General features: G+C 67.6%; 21 protein-coding genes and 1 tRNA gene. 10 read left to right on the plus strand and 12 right to left on the minus strand.

The features are described 5' to 3' along the window. Window positions 1–38 precede the first annotated feature (38 nt). The 4 genes from RJQ01_RS12545 to RJQ01_RS12560 are packed head-to-tail and all read left to right on the plus strand — an operon-like array spanning window position 39 to window position 5,216. Window positions 39–1,661 (plus strand): acyl CoA:acetate/3-ketoacid CoA transferase, encoded by a 1,623-nt coding sequence (locus RJQ01_RS12545; RefSeq protein WP_350477056.1) that lies wholly within the window; start codon window positions 39–41, stop codon window positions 1,659–1,661. Further along, window positions 1,658–2,464, plus strand: a complete 807-nt coding sequence (locus tag RJQ01_RS12550) for an enoyl-CoA hydratase/isomerase family protein (RefSeq protein WP_350477057.1) — start codon at window positions 1,658–1,660, stop codon at window positions 2,462–2,464. Before RJQ01_RS12545 ends, RJQ01_RS12550 begins: the two co-directional genes overlap by 4 nt. Before the next feature lie 35 nt (window positions 2,465–2,499). Beyond that, entirely contained in the window at window positions 2,500–4,038 is a 1,539-nt protein-coding gene (locus tag RJQ01_RS12555) for an aldehyde dehydrogenase family protein (protein WP_350477058.1), read from the plus strand. Window positions 4,039–4,055: 17 nt separating this feature from the next. Beyond that, on the plus strand, window positions 4,056–5,216 hold the full coding sequence (locus RJQ01_RS12560; protein WP_350477059.1) for a glycoside hydrolase family 88 protein: 1,161 nt from the start codon (window positions 4,056–4,058) through the stop codon (window positions 5,214–5,216). Window positions 5,217–5,277: 61 nt separating this feature from the next. Here the strand turns inward: RJQ01_RS12560 and RJQ01_RS12565 are convergent, their stop codons facing one another. From RJQ01_RS12565 to RJQ01_RS12600, 8 genes are all read right to left on the minus strand, one after another. Further along, the gene (locus RJQ01_RS12565) at window positions 5,278–6,192 is read right to left on the minus strand and encodes a dihydrodipicolinate synthase family protein (protein ID WP_350477060.1); all 915 of its coding nucleotides are present in this window, start codon (window positions 6,190–6,192) and stop codon (window positions 5,278–5,280) included. Window positions 6,193–6,233: 41 nt separating this feature from the next. Beyond that, complete coding sequence (locus tag RJQ01_RS12570; protein ID WP_350477061.1) at window positions 6,234–7,778, minus strand: aldehyde dehydrogenase (NADP(+)); 1,545 nt, start codon at window positions 7,776–7,778, stop codon at window positions 6,234–6,236. Between the two features lie 6 nt (window positions 7,779–7,784). Further along, the gene (locus RJQ01_RS12575) at window positions 7,785–8,810 is read right to left on the minus strand and encodes a Gfo/Idh/MocA family protein (protein ID WP_350477062.1); all 1,026 of its coding nucleotides are present in this window, start codon (window positions 8,808–8,810) and stop codon (window positions 7,785–7,787) included. Further along, window positions 8,810–9,859, minus strand: coding sequence for a Gfo/Idh/MocA family protein (locus RJQ01_RS12580; protein ID WP_350477063.1), 1,050 nt, complete (start codon window positions 9,857–9,859; stop codon window positions 8,810–8,812). Before RJQ01_RS12580 ends, RJQ01_RS12575 begins: the two co-directional genes overlap by 1 nt. Further along, a complete protein-coding gene (locus RJQ01_RS12585) occupies window positions 9,852–10,196 on the minus strand; it encodes a putative antibiotic biosynthesis monooxygenase (protein WP_350477064.1) in 345 nt (114 codons plus the stop codon). The genes RJQ01_RS12580 and RJQ01_RS12585 overlap by 8 nt, the downstream gene beginning before the upstream one ends. After that, window positions 10,193–11,080, minus strand: a complete 888-nt coding sequence (locus tag RJQ01_RS12590; RefSeq protein WP_350477065.1) for an SMP-30/gluconolactonase/LRE family protein — start codon at window positions 11,078–11,080, stop codon at window positions 10,193–10,195. The genes RJQ01_RS12585 and RJQ01_RS12590 overlap by 4 nt, the downstream gene beginning before the upstream one ends. A gap of 93 nt (window positions 11,081–11,173) precedes the next feature. Further along, the gene (locus tag RJQ01_RS12595) at window positions 11,174–12,088 is read right to left on the minus strand and encodes an MBL fold metallo-hydrolase (RefSeq protein ID WP_350477066.1); all 915 of its coding nucleotides are present in this window, start codon (window positions 12,086–12,088) and stop codon (window positions 11,174–11,176) included. A gap of 194 nt (window positions 12,089–12,282) precedes the next feature. Beyond that, window positions 12,283–12,370: transfer RNA gene (locus tag RJQ01_RS12600), tRNA-Ser, on the minus strand. Between the two features lie 68 nt (window positions 12,371–12,438). On the opposite strand from RJQ01_RS12600, the gene RJQ01_RS12605 reads away from it, so the two are divergent. The 3 genes from RJQ01_RS12605 (at window position 12,439) to radA (ending at window position 16,029) form a co-directional block, all read left to right on the plus strand. Beyond that, window positions 12,439–13,119, plus strand: a complete 681-nt coding sequence (locus RJQ01_RS12605; RefSeq protein ID WP_350477067.1) for an SGNH/GDSL hydrolase family protein — start codon at window positions 12,439–12,441, stop codon at window positions 13,117–13,119. A gap of 103 nt (window positions 13,120–13,222) precedes the next feature. Continuing rightward, on the plus strand, window positions 13,223–14,584 hold the full coding sequence (locus RJQ01_RS12610) for a chromate transporter (RefSeq protein ID WP_350477068.1): 1,362 nt from the start codon (window positions 13,223–13,225) through the stop codon (window positions 14,582–14,584). Window positions 14,585–14,682: 98 nt separating this feature from the next. Next, window positions 14,683–16,029, plus strand: coding sequence for a DNA repair protein RadA (radA, locus tag RJQ01_RS12615; RefSeq protein WP_350477069.1), 1,347 nt, complete (start codon window positions 14,683–14,685; stop codon window positions 16,027–16,029). 23 nt (window positions 16,030–16,052) lie between these two features. Here the strand turns inward: radA and RJQ01_RS12620 are convergent, their stop codons facing one another. From RJQ01_RS12620 to RJQ01_RS12635, 4 genes are all read right to left on the minus strand, one after another. Continuing rightward, window positions 16,053–16,487, minus strand: a complete 435-nt coding sequence (locus RJQ01_RS12620; RefSeq protein WP_350477070.1) for an SseB family protein — start codon at window positions 16,485–16,487, stop codon at window positions 16,053–16,055. A 52-nt stretch (window positions 16,488–16,539) separates the two neighbouring features. Then, entirely contained in the window at window positions 16,540–17,163 is a 624-nt protein-coding gene (locus RJQ01_RS12625) for a hypothetical protein (protein WP_350477071.1), read from the minus strand. A gap of 103 nt (window positions 17,164–17,266) precedes the next feature. Next, complete coding sequence (locus tag RJQ01_RS12630) at window positions 17,267–17,800, minus strand: amino-acid N-acetyltransferase (protein WP_350477072.1); 534 nt, start codon at window positions 17,798–17,800, stop codon at window positions 17,267–17,269. Window positions 17,801–17,845: 45 nt separating this feature from the next. Beyond that, window positions 17,846–20,344, minus strand: coding sequence for an ATP-dependent Clp protease ATP-binding subunit (locus RJQ01_RS12635; protein ID WP_350477073.1), 2,499 nt, complete (start codon window positions 20,342–20,344; stop codon window positions 17,846–17,848). A gap of 334 nt (window positions 20,345–20,678) precedes the next feature. Here RJQ01_RS12635 and RJQ01_RS12640 point away from each other — a divergent pair, with 334 nt between their 5' ends. The 3 genes from RJQ01_RS12640 to RJQ01_RS12650 are packed head-to-tail and all read left to right on the plus strand — an operon-like array spanning window position 20,679 to window position 21,794. Then, a complete protein-coding gene (locus RJQ01_RS12640; RefSeq protein WP_350477074.1) occupies window positions 20,679–21,053 on the plus strand; it encodes a VOC family protein in 375 nt (124 codons plus the stop codon). A gap of 4 nt (window positions 21,054–21,057) precedes the next feature. Continuing rightward, window positions 21,058–21,402 (plus strand): ArsR/SmtB family transcription factor, encoded by a 345-nt coding sequence (locus RJQ01_RS12645; RefSeq protein WP_350477075.1) that lies wholly within the window; start codon window positions 21,058–21,060, stop codon window positions 21,400–21,402. Continuing rightward, window positions 21,399–21,794: an SRPBCC family protein gene (locus RJQ01_RS12650; protein WP_350477076.1), complete on the plus strand. Its 396-nt coding sequence runs from the start codon at window positions 21,399–21,401 to the stop codon at window positions 21,792–21,794. Before RJQ01_RS12645 ends, RJQ01_RS12650 begins: the two co-directional genes overlap by 4 nt. Window positions 21,795–21,920 lie beyond the last annotated feature (126 nt).

The following is a 21,920-nucleotide window of genomic DNA, read 5'->3' on the forward strand; positions in this document are numbered from 1 at the left end:
CGCGGTCACCACCTGACAACCAGAAAGAAACCCGCTCCATGAAGAACATCAAGGTCGTGAGCGCACGCGACGCCGCCGAGCTCATCGCCGACGGCGACATCATCACCGTGAGCTCCTCGAGCGGATTGGGATGCCCCGATGCCGTGCTCGGCGGCATCGGCGAGCGATTCGTCGAAACCGGCTCTCCACGGCAGCTCACGAGCATCCATCCGATCGCCGCAGGCGACATGTACGGCATCCGTGGTGTCGACCACATCGCGCACAGCGGCCTGCTGCGCACCATCATCGCTGGTTCATACCCATCCGGTCCTTCGCGGTCAGAGCCTCCCGCCATCTGGAAGCTCATCGAATCAGGGGAGGTCGACGCCTACAACTTTCCCTCCGGCGTCCTCTTCCAGCTTCACCGCGCCGCCGCGACGGGGCAGCCCGGCGTCTTCACGAAGGTCGGCATGGACACGTTCATCGACCCTCGAGCGCAGGGCGGCCGCATGAACGACACGACTCCGCGCGATCACGTGAGCGTCGTCGACCTCCCTGATGGGGAGTGGCTGTTCTTCCCCTCCATCGTGCCCAACGTTGCGATCATTCGAGCAACGACGGCCGACGAACATGGCAACCTGACATTCGAAGACGAGGGGTCCCCGCTGGGAGCCCTCGATCAGGCCTACGCCGCGCACAACAACGGCGGCCTCGTCATCGCGCAAGTCAAGCGGCTAGCCGTTGCCGGCAGTCTGCACCCGCAGCAAGTCGTCGTGCCGGGCATCCTCGTGGATGCGGTGGTGGTGGCACCCGACCAATTGCAGACGACCCTGACAGAGGACGACCCCACGCTCTCCGGTCAACTGCGACGCCCGTTCAGCGAGCTGCCGCCTGTGCCGCACTCTCTCGAGAAGATCGCCGCCCGTCGCGCCGCTCAGGAACTCCAGAGCGGCGAGGTCACGAACCTGGGCTTCGGCGTCTCGGCTCTGGTGCCGCACGTTCTCGTTGAAGAGGGACACCCGCAGGAGGTCTCCTGGGTTATCGAGCAAGGCGCGGTGGGGGGCGTGCCCCTGCTCGATTTCGCCTTCGGATGCTCGCAGAACCCCGATGCCATCATGCAGAGCGTCGATCAGTTCACGCTCCTTCAGGGTGGGGGGTTCGAGCATTCGCTCCTGTCCTTCCTCGAGATCGATGCGACGGGGAGTGTCAACGTGCACCACCTGCCGCACAAGCGCCACGTGACCGCTGGCGTTGGCGGCTTCGCCGACATCACCTCCAACGCCCGCGACGTCATCTTCCTGGGCTCGTTCACCGCAGGGTCTCGTGACATTCGAATCTCCGACGACGGTCTCGACATTCGCCAGGACGGACCCCACACCAAGCTGGTGCCGGAGGTCTCACAGGTGACTTTCTCGGGCCCACGCGCCCTAGCGCGGGGCGCACGTGTGCGATACGTCACCGAGCGCTGCGTGCTGGAACTGACGGTGGAGGGTCTCGTCGTCACGGAGATTGCGCCCGGAGTCGATCTCGAGCGAGACGTGCTCGGCCGCAGTGGTTTCACCCTGCACGTTTCCCCGGACCTCCGAGTGATGGATCGACTGCTCTTCCGCGAGGAGCCCATGGGGCTCGTGCTCCCTCATCAGCCGCAGCACGCTCGGATCCGGGCGAGGGACGTCGCATGACCACGCTGCCGCACGACGCGGGCAACGCTGGCAGCGTCACCGTCGAGTACTCGCCCGACGGGCGGGTCGCCACGATCACGATCGATAGGGCCGCAAAGCTCAACGCGCTGACGCTCGCCATGCTCGACGAGCTTCGAACTGTGTGTGTTTCCATCGGCCGCTCCGCGGCCGCCGTCGTCGTCGTGCGCACCGCCGGTGACAGGGTCTTCAGCGTCGGTGCTGACATCAACCACTTCTCACAGCTCGACTCTGTTGCCATGTGGCGCTCCTGGGTCGCCACCGGGCATGCCGCCTTTGATGCTGTCGAGGCCCTCCCTCAGCCGAGCGTGAGCGTCGTCGATGGGCTCGCGTACGGCGGTGGTCTCGAACTCGCCCTGTCGACCGATTTTCGCGTGTTCGCGTCGAACGCCCGCGTTGCTCTGCCCGAGACCGGTCTCGGCACCATTCCCGGGTGGGGCGGGACACAGCGCCTCCCCGCTCTCGTGGGTGAACACCGCGCCAAGGACATGATTCTCACGCGGCGAGTGCTTGACGCGCCCGAAGCGCTTGATTGGGGCATCGCTACGCGCCTCGCCGCTGACGGAGCACTCGACGCAGAGGTCGACGGTCTGATCACGCAGTTGCTCGGATCGGCGCCCATCGCGATGCAGCTCGCCAAGCAGAGCCTGCGTGCCGTCGCCGGCGGCACCCCCGCATCGATCTCGGAAGCCCTGGCTTCGGGCGTGGCCTTCGCGACACGAGACTCCGCTGAGGGGCTCGCGGCGTTCCGCGACAAGCGCCCGCCGAACTTCCAGAACCTCTGACATTCACAGCAGCCGCCACCCTAAGGATTACCCTCATGTCCCTCACGCACGACTACTCTGCCGCCGAGATCGTTCTGTCGACCCTGACCCAGGTCATCGACGGTCAGGATGCCGAGTCTCGGAGCGGCGAACGTTTCATTCGAGAATCGCCCGCCCACCGCGACCTCCAGGTCAGCAGCGTCCCGCTCGCGGATGTCGCTGACGTGGATGCGGCTGTCTCGGCAGCGCGGCGCGCGCTCGAAGGAGGCTGGCGCCTCATGGCGGGTAGCGAGCGGGCGAAGCTCCTCCACGGTGTGGCAGAGCTCATCCGCCGCGATGCAGAGCACCTGGCGCTCATGGAGACGCTCGAGTCTGGCAAGCCGATTAGCCAGGCGCGCTCCGAGGTCGACTCGACCGCCGAGCTCTGGGAGTACGCGGCTACCCTCGCCCGCCACAACGTGGGCGACGCGCACAACAGCCTGGGCGCCGACACTTTCGCCCTCGTCGTCAACGAGCCGGTCGGTGTGGTGGGCATGATCACGCCGTGGAACTTCCCCCTCCTCATCGTCAGCCAGAAACTCCCCTTCGCCCTGGCTGCCGGCAATACCTCGGTCATCAAGCCCAGCGAGAGCACGTCGTCGACGACGGTGATGCTGGCGCGCCTGTGTCGCGAGGCCGGCATACCGAACGGTGTCGTGAACGTCGTCACCGGAGACAAGCGAGTGGGCGCGGCCATCGTCGAGCATCCCGGTATCGACATGCTCAGCTTCACCGGCTCCACCGGGGTAGGTCGAGGAATCGCCGCACGGGCGGGGAGTGATCTCAAGAGAGTGGAACTCGAACTCGGTGGCAAGAACCCTCAGATCATCTCAGAGAAGGCAGACCTTGCGGCCGCGGTAGACGCTGCTGTCTTCGGTGGTTACTTCAACGGCGGCCAGTGCTGCAACTCGGGAAGCCGGCTCATCGTCCACACCTCGATCGCTGCAGAATTCGCTCAGGCAGTAGCGGAACGCACATCACTGGTCGCCGTCGGCGACCCTCTTCTGGCGTCAACGCGCATCGGCTCCCTCGTCAATGACCAGCAGCTCGAGACGATCGAGCGGTACGTGCGCGAAGGTGTGGCAGCCGGGGCCACCCTCCTGACCGGAGGAAGCCGACGGGAGGGCAGCAGCGAACTGTTCTATGAGCCCACCATCTTCACCGAGGTCGCCCCGGGGATGTCCATCGCCAACGACGAGATCTTCGGGCCAGTGCTGAGTGTCATGCCCTTCAGCACCATCGACGAGGCGGTGCGCATCGCGAATGCGACCGACTTCGGTTTGTCGGCTGGCATCTGGAGCGACGACATCACGGAGGCCTTGACCGCCGCTCGCGATCTACGGGCGGGCACGATCTGGGTCAATCGGTGGATGGACGGCTACCCGGAGGTTCCCTTCGGCGGGTACGGTGCGAGCGGCATCGGGCGGGAGCTCGGCCGCCAAGCCCTTGCAGAGTTCAGCGAGACGAAGACGATCCAGTTGCAGGTCGGTGCCCGCGCGACTCGCTGGGTCGACGCGCCCGATCAGATCGGTGCTCTCGGAGGTCGCGGCGCATGAACCCCGTGCTGACTCACATGCTTCCTCTCCGCCCGCCCCACGGCTACACGGTGCCGAGCGACTTCACCCAGCTCGCAGAGCGCGTGTGGTCGGTCGCGCACCAGAAACTGGGCGCGCTCATCGAGCGCCACCCGGATCGATTTCCGCTCTACACGACCGACGGTGCGTGGTCGGTCGACGGCGAAGCGTGGACCAACTGGTGCGAAGGCTTCCTTGGCGGGCAGTTGTGGTTGCTCGCCGATCGCGCCGAACCCGCGCACCGGGCCTCCTTCAGAGCGGCGGCCGAGCACTACTCCGCCCTCATTGAGGAGCGCAAGACCGACGACACCGTTCACGACCTCGGGTTCCTCTTCTGGTCCACCTGGCGTCGGTGGTTCGAAGCGACGGGCGACCCCTCGAAGAACGACGTTCTCATCACGGCGGGCCGCACGACTGCGAGTCGCTTTCGTGAGGTCGGCGGGTACATGCCAAGCTTCCGACAGCCGGACAGCCTCTTCATCGACATCATGATGAACATCCACATGGCGCTCTACGCCGCGCAACAGACAGGCGACACTGCTCTGGCGCATGCGGCGATCACCCACTGCCTGACCACGCGCCGCTACCTCATGCGTGGGGATGGCTCGGCGTCGCACGAGGCGATGTTCGATCTCGAGACCGGCGCCTTCCTCGCGCAGACCACCCAGCAAGGCTACTCGGACACGGGATCGTGGGCCCGAGGGCAAGCATGGGCCCTCTATGGTTTCGGCACCGTCTACCGGTTCACCGGTGACCGCCGATTCCTCTCCACCGCGCGGGCCGCCGCCGACTTCTACATTGAACGCACGGGCGACAGGTTCGTGCCGCCGAATGACTGGGAGGAGCCGTCCCCGACCCGGCCGTTCGAGTCGTCGGCCGCTGCCGCGGCTGCCGGCGGCATGTGGCAGCTCGCCGGTCTGGTCGACGACCCGACCGGCGCCACCTTCTACGCCGACTATGCCATCGGCATTCTGCGTCGTCTCGCTGGCCCTGAGTTCCTGGCGACCGCCGAGGAGCAGTGGGAGGGCATCCTCAAGCACGGTTCGTACCACGAGGGCAAGAATCTCGGGGTCGACGAGTCGGTGATGTGGGGCGACTACTGGTTCCTCGACAGCGTCGATCTCGTGCAGCGCTACGCGGAGTCCACGGCCGGCTCATAGGCGTCGCTCCGCGGGCTCTGGCGCGCCCCTCGGCGTCGCCGACCCGCGGGCACGACGCCCTTCAGGCCCAGCGCAGCGCCAACGCGTCGTTACGTCGAGCGAGATCGATCAGCCCCTGCCGACTGGCGGCGGAGACGGGCGCCAGCGGCCAGCGCGTCAGGTCGCTCTCGATGACCCCGCCCGCCTGGAGCACGATCTTGGCTGCGGCGAGGCCGCACTGACGGTTCTCGAAGTGGATCAGGGGAAGTATCGCTTCCCATGCCTCCCTTGCGGCAACGCGGTCGCCGGCGTGGAAGTCGCGCACGATGGTGCCCACACGGTCGGGGATCAAGGCGCTCGTCATGGCTCCGACAGCCCCGGCCTCCAGGTCGGGGATGAGCGTGACACCCTCCTCACCGTCGAAGAGCCCGGGGAGCGAATCACCCGCGACCGCCGCGAGTGACCGCAGCTTGTCTGCGGCTCTCGGCACTTCGATTTTGGCGTAGCGCACCTGCGGAATCTCCTGAGCCACCCGGGTGAGCAGCTCGACGGAGAGCGGCGACGTGCTCATCGGGGCATCCTGGATCATGATGTCGATCGTGAGCCCGTCGGCGACGCGGCGGAAGAACTCGAGAATCTCAGCGTCTCCGACCTTCATCGTGGCCCCGAAGAAGGGTGGCATGAGCATGACCATCGACGCGCCAAGCTCTTGAGCGTGCAGACTCCGTTCAGCTGCGACTCGCGCGCTGTAGTGGCTGGTTGTGACGATGACCGGAACCCGACCTCCGACGTGAGCCATGGTGGTTTCGAGCACCTCGGCTCGTTCGCTGTCGGTGAGTGAGAACTGCTCCGAGTAGTTGGCGAGGATGCACAGACCATCGGATCCCGCATCGATGAGGTAATCCAGCACGCGCCGGTAGCCGGCCATGTCAAGATCCTCCGACTTGCTGAAGATCGTCGGCACGACGGGCAGCACGCCGCTCAGGGTTTCTGGCACGAGGGTGTTCCTTTCACGAGGGTTGGAAGAGGGAGTCGTGGTCAACTCAGCTGCAGAACGCCGTCCACGCGACGAGGCAGCCCGGCGGGCGGATCGTCTCTCAGCTCGTGCGGCAGAACCGAGTCGGGGGCGTTCTGATAGGTGATCGGCCGCACCCAGCGCTTGATGGAGTTCGCGCCCACAGAAGTCGCGGCAGAGGTCGTAGCCGGATACGGACCCCCGTGGTGCATTCCCCACGCGACCGACACTCCGGTCGGATACTGGTCGACGATCACACGCCCCGAACGCCGGGCGAGCAGCCGAGTGATCTCCGGTACGTCGGGATCGTCGTGGCCGGATGTGTGCACGGTTCCGGTCAAAGCGGGCGGAAAGGCCACCAGGACGTCCTGCAGCTCCCGCAGGGAGCCGAATCGTATGACGACGCCGAATGGGCCAAAGTACTCATCGACAATGGCCCCGTAGTGGTCGCCGGTGAGGGCTTGAGCGTCGACTGAGACCAGCACAGGAGCGACGCGACGCTCGTCGGCACGGCCTCGATAGAGCACGGAGACGTCGGCGAGCGCCGTGAGAGCGTCGGTGCCGGCCGTAAAGGATTCGCGTATTCCATCGGTGAGCAAGTGGCCAGGCGCCGACGCCTCCAGTGCCGCAACGAGCGCGGAGACGACCGTGTCGCCCTCGGGTCCGTCTCCGATCAGGAAGAGCCCCGGCTTGGTGCAGAACTGGCCGTTGCCCATCGTCATCGACGCGGCGATGCCCGCACCCACCTCCTCGGCCTTGACGCGAGCGGCTGCTGAGGTGACGACGAGCGGATTGACACTGCCCAGCTCGCCGAAGAACGGGATGGGATCGGGCCGCAGGGCTGCCGCCGTGAAGAGAGCCCGCCCGCCCGAGACGGAACCTGTGAACCCTACGGCCTGGATGCGCGGGTCCGCGACGAGCGCGGTGCCCGCCGCGCGTCCGAACACGAGCTGGAAGACACCGGCCGGAGCCTGCCAGCGGTTCAGCACATCGGCAAAGGCCCGGTGCACGAGTACCGACGTACCCGCGTGGGCGCTGTGCGCCTTGACGACCACCGGGCAGCCTGCAGCGAGTGCTGACGCTGTGTCGCCACCGGGCGCGCTGAAGGCGAGGGGAAAATTGCTGGCGCCGAACACCCCGACGGGGCCGAGCGGCACGGAGCTTCGCCGCAGATCCGGTCGCGGACCCATGGGGGTCGCTGCCGGGCCTTCGATAGAGGCGTCGAGGTAGCTGCCCTCCAGCGCGACCTCCCCCATGAACCGAAGCTGATAGGCGGTGCGGGCGAGTTCGGCGGTCAGGCGAGCCTCGCCCAGGGCGGTCTCCCGGTCCGCCGTCGCGATGATCTGCGTGGCGTCGTCTTCCAACGCCCCGGCGAGCTCGTTCAGCAGGCGTGCTCGTCCCTCCCGTCCCAGCTCCTCGAGCCACGAAGCAGCCTCGGCAGCACGCGTGGTCGCGGCAGCGACCTCATCGACGGTCGATTCGGTGGCGACGACCTCGATCGTCTCGCCGGTGCGTGCGTCGATTGACGGCACGGGGCGCAGGTCTGCTGACTCCGGCGCGGTCTCCATCTCAGGTCACTCCTTCTCTTCGCTGTGGGCGCGAGTCTCGACACGTTCGTTCGTGCGAGCGGCGCGATACATGGCGTCAACGACACTCATCGTTCGCAACTGGTCCTCGACGGAGGTGATGGGCTCTACTCCGCTTCGCACGGCGTCGACGAAGTGCTGAATCTCCTCGACGAACCCCATGCTGGGGTCGGTGGGCTCCTCCGTTGTCGCCACGCCGTCGCGCGTCGTCGTGACCCGCCCCGTGAGAACGTCGAAGTCGACCACGCCCCGAGTGCCGAAGATCTCGATACCAAGCCGCCGTTCGACGGCGTGACGGGATCGTCCCGAGAAGGTCAACGACCCCATGGCACCACGTGAGAACTCGATTCCGGCGACCAGGTCGACGTCGAAGGCCGCGCCGAGTGATGCATCACTCCGCATCATCACCGACACGGCGTCGATCTCGCCGACCGTGTTCCGACAAAGCGAAATCGTGTGGATTCCCGCGTTGAGCAGATAGCCGCTATCGACACCGGTGGGGTCCGACACCCAGCGAGGCAGATCAGGGTGGCGGTCAGGAATGTAGAGCCCGGTCAAGTGCTCGGCGCGAACCAGGAAGATGTCGCCGAGTTCGCCACTGCCCAGGATCTCCCTCGTGCGCTGCGCCGCCGACGAGAAGACCCAGTTCTCGGCGATCATCACCGTCGTGCGGGCCTGATCACGCGCGCGCTGAATGAGCTCGCCTTCGAACCGGTTCAAGGCCAGTGGCTTTTCGAGAAGAACGTGCAAGCCATGCTCTAGCGCGTGAGTCGCCGCGGCAACGTGCGCCGAGGGTGGCAGGCAGATGTCGACAGCGTCCACGTCTCGGTACGCCTCATCGGCATCCGTTGTCGCGTTGTCGATGCCGAACTCGGCAGCGACATCCTGTGCACGGCGCAGGTCGCGATCGACGATCCAGGTCACGGTGGCACCGGCGACCTCCCGCCATGAGGGCAAGTGCGACGAGTGCGCGATAGCTCCCGCACCGAGAAGGGCGACACGCAGTTGCGTCATCACTGGTGCCCTTCGTCGATCTTCACGGCCTTGCCGGTCCGCGCCGATTCGTAGCACGCATGCACCATGGCGAGGGCTTGTCGGCCATCGTGCAGGCCCGAGGGGAACTCGTCACCGCTGCGCAAGCAGCTCACGAACGCGTCGGCAACGGCCTCGTGCACGCGAGGGAAGCTGTGCGGCGGTTCGACCGTGGTCCACGTCTGCGCTGAGCCGAGGTACTGCATGACGGAAGCCTCGAGGGGCCGGCCACTACGAACAGAGCCGATGTCGGTGTAGAACTCCGCGATCGCACCCTGATCGCCAGCGATGTGGGTCGTCATGATGCCGGCGAGCTCCGTCCAGCCGCTCACGAGCGTCGCGAGCGCTCCCGAGGGCAGCCGGAACACTGCAGCGATCTGGTCCTCGACCTCCCGTCCCAGCATGTGCGTGGAGGTCATCGCCGTCACCTCGGTCGCGTCGCCGAAGATCCACCGCAGCCAGTCGCAACTGTGGATCAAGGCGTCGAGGCCGGCTCCCCCACCGCTGAGGGCTGGATCGAAGAACCAGTCTTCCGCGTTGTCGGGCCACCCCGTCAATCCGAACGCGTGGCTGTGGCGTTTCGTCACCGAGGCGATGCGCCCGAGGCCACCCGCCTGCACCCGCCGTCGCACCTCGATCGTGGCGGGGTCCAGGCGCATCTGGAATCCCTGCATGAAGCGGATGCCGGCACGCTCGACCGCCGCCACGATGGCATCCGCATCAGACAGCGTCGTCGCAAGTGGCTTTTCGCACAGGATCGCTACCTTGGCGTCGAGTGCCCGCTCGATGTGCTGACGGTGGAGCGAGTGTTCAGACGTGATCGCGACCGCGTCGAGATCGCGCGCAAAAAAGGCGTCAAGATCGGTATCTGCTGGCGTATCCGTGCGTTGCGCGACACGCCCCACGCGCTCAGCATCGTGGTCGTATAGCGCGACAAGCTCGCATTCCGGGTTATCGGCGAACGCCTGGGTCCACAGGGGGCCGTGGCCGTGGGCGAGTCCCATGACGCCGAGGCGGAGGGAGTCAGTCACTCGCACTCTCCGAGGCGCTGAGCACCGTCCATCCGTAGTGAGCGCGGTGGTGGGCGATCTCCTCCACCGCGCCCCAGGCGTGCGTGTGGTCGTCGCTCTCTACCCAGGCCGCCCGCTGCTGCTCGGTGTCAAAACGAATGACAACGAGGGTGGGCGTCTCCGCCGGTGACGCACCGATTGCTTCCTGCACAGCGTCGGAGTAGGCGGCCATGAGCGCAGCGCTCTGGAACCCTGCCTGGCGTCGCAGTGCGGGCGCGAAGACCTCGTCGAACCACGGCTCGATACGCTCCTGCATGCCCTCTCTAGCGGTGATGGCGATGTGCAGTTCGATGGTCATCCGAGGGCTCCTGTCAGGGCGAGACGGTCGGTCAACGGTACGACGACGACGGTGTGGCGCGCGGTCAGCATCAGGGTGTCGCCGTCAGCGCCACCGAAGGCGAAGTTGGCGATGTCGGGGCCGTCGAACTCTAGGGTGCCCAATTCTGTGCCGTCGGGTGCGTACACCCAGAGGCCGCCAGCGCCGGTCACCCACACGTTGCCGTGCTGATCGCACTTCATGCCGTCGAGAACGGCGGTCTCGGTGTCGGGCGGCGTTGCGAACTGTTCGCGTGTACCAAACCCGTCAGCCGTGATCGCGTATCGATAGATGATGCCTCGCGCGCTGTCATTGACGTAGAGAGTCCTCTCGTCGGGCGACAGGCAGAGCCCATTGGGTGCTGAGTAGTCGCCGTCCAGCAGTTCCAGCGCCGAGCCCGTGAGGACGAAGACTCCCTGGAAGTCCAGCTCCTGCGGCCGCTCAACCCCGAAGTCTGGCGTGAGCCCGTAGGTCGGGTCGGTGAACATGATGACGCCCGACGACGCCACGATGACGTCGTTCGGGCTGTTCAGCCGTCGGCCCTCGAACGACGAGGCGATGACCTCGGTGTCACCGTCGCGCTCGCGGACCACGCGCGAGGTAGCGTGCTCGCACGAGATCAGACGTCCCTCCCCGTCGAGCGCGTTGCCATTGGCCTTGTTGCTGGGCGTGCGGTGCGGCGCTGGCTCGCCTCCGGGAGCCCATACCCAGAGCGTGGAGCCGAAGATGTCACTGAAGACCCAGTGCGACCTGTCGGCTCTCCAGACCGGCCCCTCGGTGAATCCGAACTGCTCGCCGATGACGATCGGCTCTCCAGCAACTTTTGCTGGTCCGCCGCGACTCCACTTCGTTGTGACGCTGACCATCGTGTTCTCTCCTTCTTGTGTCGTGTGTTGATGAATGCTTCCCGAGAGGCCCGCGCAGCCCTTCTCTCTCGGATGACGTGCGCGAGCGGCGCGTCACCACACTCTGAGCAGATCGCTGCCGACGGTGATCGGCCCGTCGAAGGCGGTCGCGATGCGATGTCGCCACACCTCATCGGGAAGGTGCCCGGGCAGAAGGTGCGTCAGCACGAGGTGCCGTGCGCCCGATGCGGTCGCGACGGCTCCCACCTGATCGACAGTCGTGTGATATCGCGGAATCCCGTACCCCGGAAAAAGGGCTTCATGCACCAGCACGTCTACCCCGCGGCAGTACTCGACCAGGTTGTCGCACGGTGCTGTGTCGCCCGAGAAAGCGACAGATCCTCCTTGCCAGTCGAAGCGATAGCCGAACGCCTCATCGACGGGTTCATGATCGACTCGAAACGCGGTGAACGACCAGGTGTCGACAGCGACGTGCAGACCATCGTGCACTTCGACAACGCGCGGCCGCACGAGACTCAGGTCGTAGCCCAACGATTGTCGGGTTCGAACGTCATAGTCGAATGCGCCCAGCAACCTGTCGACGAACGCGGCCGTGCCCGGTGGTCCCACGACGACGGGGCACGTATCGCGCAGTCGATCCACCCACGGCGAGAGCAGCAGCGAGGCTAGCTCCGCGTTGTGATCCAGGTGGTGGTGCGTGATGAAGATGTGGGTGATGTCGGCCGGCTCGGCGCCCAGGCTGACGAGTCGCTGCGTGGTGCCCACGCCGCAGTCCACCAGCACTCTCTGTGCTCCGAGCTGCAGGTAGTTCGCAGGGCCCGAGCGGTGCGGCAGTACTTTGGGAGTGCCCGTACCCAGCAACCAGGCTGCGGGCGCGACGACATCACGTTCCCGCCCGTGATCGAAACCATCATCGCCGGTCAGCTGGCTGCTCGAGAGGAGGGGCGTTTGGGTGAGATACGACTCCACGATCGAGGAGCGGCTCGTCGGCTTCTGTGGTTGTGTCACGAAACCCCGCCACTTCCTCTACGCTGGTAGAACGATCTACCATCACGCTAGCACAAGCGAACGATGGCCGACCAGAGGGATTGGCCGAGGTGACTCAACGAGCGATGGAGGCACGCACGCCAGCCCCGTCCGACACGCAGAAAACCCCCGAACACCTGAGGTTCGGGGGTTGTCACTCCCCGGGGGAGCAAGAGCGGTGACGGTGGGATTTGAACCCACGGTAGGGGGTTACCCTACACAACTTTTCGAGAGTTGCACCTTCGGCCGCTCGGACACGTCACCGCGGGAGAGTGTAGTACAGCGGCCTGCGCGGGTCGAACCGAGGGCGGGGCGCGGGCGAGCATCCGGCGATGGATACGATTCGAGTCGTGACCGCCTCTTTGCGCACGCCGTGGCTGGAATCGCGCCGCGCCGCCTGGCGGCGGCGCGCACAGCAGCCCGGAGAGCTGCAGTACGTCGCAATCGGCGATTCGGCGGCGCAGGGAGTGGGCACGAGCGACCTCGACGCGAGCTACGTCGGTCTGCTCGCCGCGCGGCTGCAGCGGCAGACAGGGCGCAGCGTGCGCGTCGTCAACGTGAGCCGCTACGGCGCGCGCGTGGGCGATGTGGTTGCCGAGCAGCTGCCGTTGCTGGCCGACCTCGCGCCCGATCTGCTGACCGTCTCCGCCGGCGCGAACGATATGCGTCGTTTCGACCGCGACGAGTTCAGCGCCGATCTCGAATCGCTGCTGCGAGCCCTGCCGTCGCACGCGATCGTCGCCGACCTGCCGTGCTTCCACTTCGGGCCTCGCGAACTGGATGCGATCATCGCCTCCCGCATGATCGCCGACCGGGTGCGCGCCCATCGCTTGGCTCTCGCGCCGCTGCACCGGGTGACCGAGTTCCGCCGGGGATGGGGCAGCATGCCCGACTTCTCGTGGGACCAGTTTCACCCGAGCGCGCGCGGCTACCGGGTGTGGGAGTCGGCGTTCACCGCGGCGGTCACTCGGCGGGGGGCGGCGCTAGCCGCATCCCGACCCCGATCGCCCTGATGGCGATCTCGCGCCCGCCCCCGTCTCGGGCTCGCCCGATCCCGCGATACTCTGAGAGACCGACCGCGTGGCCGAACGCAGGCCGTCTCGAGGAGACACGCGCATGAGCGAGCCCGACCCGACGACGCCCGCGCAACCCCGCCGCAGCCTCTGGGGCCACACGCTCGCGATGGCGAAAGTGGGCGTGATCGGCTTCGGCGGCGGCAGTGCACTCATCCCCGTACTCGAGCGAGAGCTCGTTCGGCCCGGGCAACTGCGCGAGACCGAATTCGTGCAGGACACGGTGATCGCCAACATCACTCCCGGCGCCCTCCCCGTCAAGATCGCCGCGCTGTCGGGCACCCAGCTGCGCGGCACGGCCGCCGCGACGAGCGGCGCAATCGCCGTCGCGCTGCCCGGGGCCTTCGCGACCGTGTCGCTGCTCGCGCTCTTCTCAGCCCTGGGCCCTGGAGCTATTTCGGTCGTCGAGTTCGCCTCCCTCGGCATCTCTGCCTTCATCCTGTATTTGCTCGCTCACTACACCGTCAAGGTTCTCGCCCCTGGCGGTCGCGTGCGTATGGCAGGGGTCGTGATTGCTGTCGTCGCCTTCCTGCTGTCGGGAGCGGGGCGCGCCATCACCCTCGTCTCCGATGCCGCCGGTACGGAAGAGCCCGTGAGCCTGCCCGAGCTCTCGGCCCTGGGTCTCGTGCTCGTGTCTCTCGCCGCCATCGCTCTCGTCACCCTTTGGCAGCTGCTGCGCGGCACCGGGTCTGTCGTCGCGGATGCACAGAGCGGCAACGAGATGCCCATCGGCACACGACGCGCGCTGCGCGGTGCGCTCGCGATGGTTGTCCTCAGCGTCGCCGGTTTCGGGATCGCATTCGTGGCGGCCCCCGAGCCGTCCACGCTGTCGTTCCTCGGGCTCGTCCTCGTCTCGACAGTCTCCTCCTTCGGTGGCGGAGAGGCGTACGTCGGGGTGGCCGACGGCTTCTTCGTCGCCACGGGGCTCGTGAACTCGTCCCTCTTCTACGGCCAGATCGTCCCCGTCGCGAACGCGTTGCCCGGGCCCATCCTCGTCAAGATCGCCGCGGGCGTGGCCTACGGGGTCGGCGCATCGAGCGGGTCGGCACTCACCGGTGTCGCGCTCGCTCTCGCTGCGTTCCTCATCACCGTCGGCAGCTGCTCGGCGATCGCGCTGCTCCTGCTCGCCGGATACAACCGGGCGCGCAACTCGCTGTTCGTGCGCAACATCTCGGCGTACATCCTTCCCGTGATCTGCGGACTCCTCGCCTCCACGTCGCTCTCCCTGCTACATGCCTCGGCCGGCATCGCCGAAGGTGCCGGTGTTCCCGCGGTGGTCGCGATCCTCGGCAGCACTGCGCTCGCCCTGCTCGTCCCGCTGATCCACCGGCTCGCTCGGGTGCCCGACATTCTGCTCATCGTGGCTTTCGGCGCCTTGTCGCTGACCCTGCTCAGCGTGGTGTGAGGCGCAGCGCCCGGCCGCGAGACGGTCACCGGCGGGTGCTCCGCGGGCCGTGGGGAAGCCGATGACGAACGTCGGCGCACGCCCGTACTGTTGACCCCATGGCCCGACCGACCCCCAACTTCGTCTGCACGGAATGCGGGTGGACGACCCTGAAGTGGGCGGGGCGCTGCGGCGAGTGCCAGCAGTGGGGCACCGTGATCGAGAAGGATGCGCCGACGCGGAACACCGCGCCGGCCCGGGTCGCCGAGGGCCGGGCTGCCCGCCCCATCACTGACATCGCCCCTCGAGATGAGAGCCACACGCCCACGGGCATCGTCGAGTTCGACCGCGTTCTGGGCGGCGGCATCGTGCCGGGCGCGGCGATCCTGCTCTCGGGCGAGCCGGGAGTGGGCAAGTCGACGCTGCTGCTCGAGGTCGCCGCTCGCGCGGCGAAGCGCGGCCAGCGGGTGCTCTACGTGAGCGCGGAAGAGTCGGTGGCGCAGGTGCGCTTGCGGGCGGGTCGCACGGGCGCCCTCACCCCCGAGCTGTTCCTGGCGGCGGAGACCGACCTGGCCACGATCCTCGGGCAGCTTGACGAGGTGCGGCCCGAGCTGCTCATCGTCGACTCGGTGCAGACGGTATCGTCAGCGCTCGTCGACGGTCTCGCCGGAGGTGTCTCGCAGGTGCGGGAGGTCGCGGCGACCCTCATCCGTGTCGCGAAGGACCGCGACCTGCCCGTGGTGCTCGTCGGCCACGTGACGAAGGACGGCACGATCGCCGGCCCCCGGCTGCTCGAGCACCTCGTCGACGTCGTGTGCCAGTTCGAGGGCGACCGGCAGACTGCGCTGCGTTTCGTGCGTGCCCTCAAGAACCGCTTCGGCCCCACGGACGAGGTCGGGTGCTTCGAGATGACGGGCGACGGCATCGCGGAGGTCGCCGACCCGTCGATCCTGTTCCGCTCAGGCTCGACGACGCCCGTCAGCGGCACGTGCGTGGCGATCGCGATGGAGGGGCGTCGCGCCCTGCCGGTGGAGGTGCAGGCGCTCATCGTGGCCTCGAACGCTCCGCAGCCGCGCCGCGTCGTCAACGGTGTCGACTCCTCCCGCGTCGCGATGCTGCTCGCCGTGCTCGAGCGACGCTGCGGCATGCCGCTCAGCGGCTTCGACGTGTACGTCTCCACCGTCGGCGGCATCCGACTGACAGAACCCGCGGCCGACCTCGCCATTGCGCTCGCCATCGCGAGCGCTCGCCGCGAGAAGGCCCTCGACCCGCACCTCGCCGCGATCGGCGAGATCAGTCTCGCCGGCGAGATCCGCGCCGTGTCGGGTGCGCCGCAGCGGGCGGCGGAAGGCGCGCGTCTCGGCTACGCGACTGTCGTCGATGCGACCGCCGTGCACGTGCGCGAAGCCGTGCGGCTTGCGTTTGCGAGCGCCGCAGACGAGCCCGCGGGCATCCCCGAGTTCTGACGCGCAGCGACGCAGCCGCGCAGCTAGTCCTGCTCGGCCGTCACGCGCAGCGCGTCGAGCACGTCCTGTGGCTCCGCCTGCATCGCGTGAGGCCCGGCGACGTCGAACCACACCGCTTCGAGTACGCCCAGGTTCTGCTCGAGAAACTCGCGCAGGGTCGCCGCGTCGTACGGCAGCACCCGGTGATCGGTCTCCTGCGGCACCATCGCCACGTAGGTTTCGGGGCTGGAGAACAGCAGCAGCATGTACTTGTCGCTCTCCCCGCGGCGGAACACCCGCACCTGCGGCGGCCCGTCGACGGGCAGCAGCGGCACGATCACGTGGTCGTTACGCAGCGCGAAGGCGACGGCCGCGGCGTCCTGCTTTTCGAGGGCGGCGGCGAGCTGCTGCTCGGGCGGCAGGGACGACGGCGGCAGGGCGGGCTGAGCGGGCTGACCGGGGCGCTTCTTCTTCGACATCGCCTCCAGCCTACGCAGGGGCCGACCCGACGACGATTCGGGATGCTCCGCTCTAGTTGAGGAGGAAGGGCACGTCGCCGTCGCTCGCGAACTCGCCGACGCTCACGCTCAAGCGATAAGTAGCGCCGCCGGCGATGACGGGGTCGCGGTCGGCGTCGCAGTCGCCGGGGCTCGAGCGGGTGCGGCTCCACGGGAACGGCGTCGTCGACACCTCCTCGCCGGGTTCCAGGACCACTGAGGCGGCCACGCCCGGGTCTTGGCAGTCGGTCGACGCCCAGATGCGGTCGGGCCCCGACGTGATGACGTACTCCTGCACGTCGCTGCCGGCGTCCATGATGCAGGGCGCCGCACCCGTGTTGACGAGTGTGAGCGAGAGGAGGGGCTGCTGCTCGGGTCCGTAGCTGTTCGAGTCGGTGACGGGGGTGACCTGCACCTGCTCGGGCGTGCACGGGGTGGGGCCGCTCGTGGAGGGATCCCCCTCGCCCGGCTCGGCCGTCTCGCTGACCTCCGGGTCGTCGCCGGCGCCGGGTGCTGCGGCGGGCTCGCCCGTGCCGGGTCGCACGATGATGAGCACGATGATGACGATGACGGCGAGCAGTCCGAGACCGACGACGAGCCGCCGCCGCCAGTACACCTGCGGCGGCTGCGGGCCCACGGGGTGACGCAGCGTCGACATGCGCTCAGAGTAGGGCCGCCAGCGGCGGCGGGCGCGTCGCCACCCGGCGTGTGCGCAGAACTCTCAGCCCGATGGGCCGGGCTGGGCAACCGCCGCGCGCACCCTACAGCTCTTTGAGCAACCGGCTGTTGCCGAGCGTGTTGGGCTTCACGCGGGAGAGGTCGAGAAACTCGGCGACGCCTTCGTCGGGTGAGCGCACGAGCTCGCTGTACACCTCGGGGTCGACGAGCAGCTCTTCCCCGATGGAGGTGAAGCCGTGGCGGCCGAAGAATTCGGTCTCGAAGGTGAGGCAGAACAGCCGCCGCAGGCCGAGCTCACGCGCTTGCTGCTCGAGACGCACGTAGATCGCGTGCCCGACGCCCGCGCCGCGCCACGGTTCCTGCACGGCGAGGGTGCGCACCTCGCCGAGGTCTTCCCACAGCACGTGCAGTGCACCGCAGCCGATGACGGCGCCCGTGGTGTTGTCGACGGCGACGGAGAACTCTTGCACCGATTCGAAGAACACGACGAGCTCTTTGCCGAGCAGAATGCGCTCCTGCACGAGCGGCTCGACGAGTGCGTGGATGCCGCGTACGTCGGAGGTGCGCGCCTGCCGCACGCTGAAACCGCGTTGCGCGGGAGAGGGTTGTGCCGTCACGGCACCAGCCTAGAGCCGGTGCCGTGACGGGATGCTCGAGAGCGGCTACTCGCCGGCCGGCAGTTCTCCGGCCGACGGCGTCGGGCCTGCGTCGACAGCGGCGAGCTCCTTCTGCGTGGTCGTGAAGGTGAACTGGCCGTCGACGAAGTCGACCGCGACGTGGTCGCCGCCGTTGAGCTCGCCGTGCAGGATGCGCTCGCTCAGCGCATCCTCGATCTCGTGCTGCACGGCGCGGCGCAGCGGGCGCGCTCCGAGGGTCGGGTCCCAGCCGATCTTGATGAGCTGCGCCTTCGCGGCGTCGCTCACCTCGAGCGTCATGTCCTGATCCTGCAGGCGCTCGCGCAGTCGCTTGAGGAAGAGCGCCACGACCTGCATGAGCTCCTCCTGGCTCAGCTGCGGGAAGACGATGGTCTCGTCAACGCGGTTGAGGAACTCGGGCTTGAAGTGCTTCTTGAGCTCCTCGACGACCTTGGCGCGCATCGCCGTGTAGGACGCGGCGGAGTCGCCTTCGATCGTGAAGCCCACCGGGCCGCCCGTGATGTCTTTCGTGCCGAGGTTGGTCGTCATGATGATGACGGTGTTCTTGAAGTCGACGACGCGACCCTGACCGTCGGTGAGGCGGCCCTCCTCCAGCACCTGCAGCAGCGAGTTGAAGATGTCCGGGTGGGCTTTCTCGATCTCGTCGAACAGCACGACGCTGAACGGCTTGCGGCGCACCTTCTCGGTGAGCTGGCCGCCCTCCTCGAAGCCGACGAAGCCGGGAGGGGCTCCGAACAGCCGCGAGACGGTGTGCTTCTCGCCGTACTCCGACATGTCGAGCGAGATGAGAGCGCCCTCGTCGTCGAAGAGGAACTCGGCGAGCGCCTTGGCGAGCTCGGTCTTGCCGACTCCGGTGGGGCCGGCGAAGATGAACGAGCCGCTGGGGCGCTTCGGGTCTTTGAGGCCGGCGCGCGTGCGGCGGATCGTCTTCGCGAGCACGCTGATGGCCTCCTCCTGGCCGATGACGCGCTCGTGCAGTGCCTTCTCCATGAAGATGAGCCGGCTCGACTCCTCCTCGGTGAGCTTGAAGACGGGGATGCCGGTCGCCTGGGCGAGCACTTCGGCGATGACGCCCTCGTCGACGGTGCCGCCTGCGGCGACTTCTCCGGCGCGCCACTGCTTCTCGAGGCGCAGCCGCTCACCGAGCAGCTTCTTCTCGTCGTCGCGAAGCGACGCCGCCTTCTCGAAGTCTTGGTTCTCGATCGCGAGCTCCTTGTCGGCGCGCACGCCGGCGATCTTCTCGTCGAACTCGCGCAGCTCGGGCGGCGCGGAAAGGATCGACAGGCGCAGGCGGGCGCCGGCTTCGTCGATGAGGTCGATCGCCTTGTCGGGCAGGAAGCGGTCCTGCACGTAGCGGTCGGCGAGGTTCACGGCGGAGACGATCGCGCCGTCGGTGATCGAGACCTTGTGGAAGGCCTCGTACTTGTCGCGCAGCCCCTTCAGGATGTTGATGGAGTGCGGCAGCGAGGGCTCGTTGACCATGACCGGCTGGAAGCGGCGCTCGAGAGCGGCATCCTTCTCGAAGTGCTTGCGGTACTCGTCGAGGGTCGTCGCACCGATGGTCTGCAGCTCGCCGCGCGCGAGGAGCGGCTTGAGGATGCTCGCCGCATCGATCGCGCCCTCCGCGGCTCCCGCACCCACGAGCGTGTGGATTTCGTCGATGAAGACGATGATGTCGCCGCGGGTGCGAATCTCCTTCGTGACCTTCTTGAGACGCTCCTCGAAGTCGCCGCGGTAGCGGCTGCCGGCGATGAGCGAGCCGAGGTCGAGCGAGTACAGCTGCTTGTCCTTGAGCGTCTCGGGCACTTCGCCCTTGACGATCGCCTGGGCGAGGCCTTCGACGACGGCGGTCTTGCCGACGCCGGGCTCGCCGATGAGCACGGGGTTGTTCTTGGAGCGGCGGGAGAGGATCTGCATGACCCGCTCCGCCTCCTTCTCGCGCCCGATGACGGGGTCGAGCTTGCCTTCTCGGGCAGCGGCGGTCAGGTTGCGGCCGAACTGGTCGAGCACCTGCGAGCCCTTATCGGGGTTGGGGCTGTCGCCGCCGACGGCGACGGCCTCCTTGCCCTGGTAGCCCGAGAGCAGCTGGATGACCTGCTGGCGCACGCGGTTGAGGTCGGCGCCGAGCTTGACGAGCACCTGAGCGGCAACGCCTTCGCCCTCGCGGATGAGGCCGAGCAGAATGTGCTCCGTGCCGATGTAGTTGTGGCCGAGCTGCAGGGCTTCGCGCAGGCTCAGCTCGAGCACCTTCTTGGCGCGCGGCGTGAACGGGATGTGCCCGGTGGGCTGCTGCTGACCCTGGCCGATGATGTCTTGCACCTGCTCGCGCACGGCGTCGAGCGAGATGTTGAGCGACTCGAGCGCCTTCGCGGCGACGCCCTCGCCCTCGTGGATGAGGCCGAGCAGAATGTGCTCCGTGCCGATGTAGTTGTGGTTGAGCATCTTGGCCTCTTCCTGGGCCAGCACCACCACACGACGGGCACGGTCGGTGAACCGTTCGAACATCTCGCACTCTCCTCACGACAGCGGGTCGAATCGCTACCAGTACATCGAGGGTAACCAGCGCACCCTGGGTTAACTGCCCCTGTTCGCCCTAGGCGTGACCCGGGTTGGAGGCGGCAAATCGCTCATGCCGACGGCTCGCCCCGTTGCGCGATCAGGACAGCGCCGGCAGTACGAGCGGCCGACCGGCGTGTCGCACCGGCAGCCGCGCCGACCTTGCACCGTTTCCTGAACGCGCAACCCCCTCGGGGGCCGACCGCGCGGGCGCCCGTGCTTGACCAGGAGCGGCGCAGGCGCAATACTTAGCCATCTAGCTAACTAATGAGAGGGTCGGGCGATGGACCTAGGAGCGTTCTCGGTAAGCCTGGCCGTCAAGGACCTGCAGGTGTCGAGGGAGTTCTACGAGAAGCTCGGTTTCAGCGCCGTCGGCGGACACGCCGAGGAGGGCTGGCTCATGCTGCGGAATGGCGCGACCACCCTCGGGCTGTTTGAGGGCATGTTCGACAACAACATCCTGACCTTCAACCCGGGCTGGACCGCGGAGGGCGAGGACGTCGAGGGCGACTTCACCGACGTGCGCGCCGTGCAAGCCCGACTCGTCGAGCAGGGCGTCACCCTCATCGAGACCGCATCGAGCGACAGGGAGGGGCCCGCCCACATCACGCTCCTCGACCCCGACGGCAACCCGATACTCATCGACCAGCATCGCTGACGCCATGAGCACCCCGTCCACTCGCACGCGCGCCGCCGCGACACCAGACGCGGTCTTCGCCGCGCTCGCCGACCCGACGAGACGCGCAACCCTCACCGCTCTGCGCGCAGGCGAGCGAACGGTCAGCGAGCTCAGTGCCGAGCATCCCCTCGCCTTGCCGAGCTTCATGAAGCACGTGCAGGTGCTCGAAGCGGCCGGACTCATCACCACGCGCAAGGACGGGCGGGTGCGCCGGTGCGCGCTCACCGAGCGGGGGCTGGCCCCCGCAGAGGAGTGGATGCGCGAGCACACCGCGCACTGGACCGCGAGTCTCGACCGACTCGCCGAGCACCTCGAGGAGACGACATGAGCACCATCCGTCTGACCCAGCACGTCGCGGCTCCCCGGGCCGCAGTCTGGCGAGCCTGGACCGACCCCGACGAACTCGCCGCCTGGTTCTGGCCGCCTGCCTGGAAGGCAACCGCCGAGTTCGACGCTCAGCCGGGCGGGCGCTGGCAGCTCTCCTCCGTCGTCACCGGTATGGCTGTCGGCGGCGACATCGCTGTCGTCGAGCCCGAGACTCGCATCGTCTTCACCTGGCGATGGGATGGTGACGCGGAAGAGACCCTCGTCACCGTGACCCTGCGCGACGCCGGTGATGGCACGGAGGTCGAGATTGTGCATGAGCGGTTCGGTGACGAAGAAACGCGGGCCGGCCACGAGCAGGGATGGCGCGATTGCCTCGCGCGCCTCGGTGCGTGAGCGCCCTTTCGCTCGCACGCTCCCGTCGTGGGGCGGGTCGAATCGCTCCCGGTGCGTCGAGGGCAACCAGCGCACCCTGGGTCATCTGCCCCTGTTCGCCCTCGGCGCGACCACGCTCGCGGCGAC

Source organism: Microcella sp. (genome assembly GCF_040286215.1).
Taxonomy (GTDB): Bacteria; Actinomycetota; Actinomycetes; order Actinomycetales; family Microbacteriaceae; genus Microcella.